Annotated in this window: 1 protein-coding gene; it reads right to left on the bottom strand. The window is 66.2% G+C overall.

Going from position 1 to position 689, the window contains the following annotated elements; genetic code table 11:
* A complete protein-coding gene (locus PV721_RS43670) occupies nucleotides 1–651 on the bottom strand; it encodes a LysE family translocator (protein ID WP_319734472.1) in 651 nt (216 codons plus the stop codon).
* Between the last annotated feature and the right edge of the window lie 38 nt (nucleotides 652–689).

Raw genomic sequence — 689 nt, 5'->3', positions numbered from 1 at the left:
CTACCCACTACCGGAATCATGATTTCTGCCCCTTGTGTGGGGGCTGGAAAGGTTGTAAAAAAAAGCCCCCCAGCCCACCAGCACCGACCCGATGGCCCGGTTCAGCGTCTTCTGCGCCTTCAGCATCCGGTCGCGCAGCCGCGAGTCGGAGAAGAACAGTGCCACCGCCCCGAACCAGCCCAGGTGCGCCGCCGACATGAACAGCCCGTAGCCCGCCTGCTGCCACACCGGGGTGCCCGGGTTGACCACCTGCGTGAAGGTCGACACCACGAACAGCGTCGTCTTCGGATTGAGCACGTTCGTCAGGAACCCCGACCGCATCGCCCCCAGCGGGCTCAGCTGCGGCTTCGACTCCAGGTCCACGGACACCTCGGCCCGCGCGCGGAAGGTCCGTATCCCGATCCACACCAGATAGGCCGCACCCGCCAGCTTGATCGCGGTGAACAGCGCGGTGGAGGAGGCGATCAGCAGACCGACCCCGAGCATCGTGTACGAGACGTGGACCAGAACCCCGGCCGCGACCCCGGCGGCGGCGAACAGCCCGGTGGGCCGCCCGTAGAGGTAGCTGTTGCGGACCACCATGGCGAAATCGGCGCCGGGACTGATCACGGCGAGAAGAGTAATAACGGCGACTGCGATCACTTCGGTCATGGGCCGATGCTCACGCCCCACCCCTCCCAGATCAACCC

The organism is Streptomyces sp. MB09-01 (genome assembly GCF_033794505.1).
Lineage (GTDB): Bacteria > Actinomycetota > Actinomycetes > Streptomycetales > Streptomycetaceae > Streptomyces.
This window is presented reverse-complemented; position numbering and strand designations above follow the sequence as displayed.

Coding starts and splice junctions, on each gene's coding strand:
- PV721_RS43670 (WP_319734472.1), bottom strand. CDS start 651: ATGACCGAAGTGATCGCAGTCGCCGTTATTACTCTTCTCGCCGTGATC.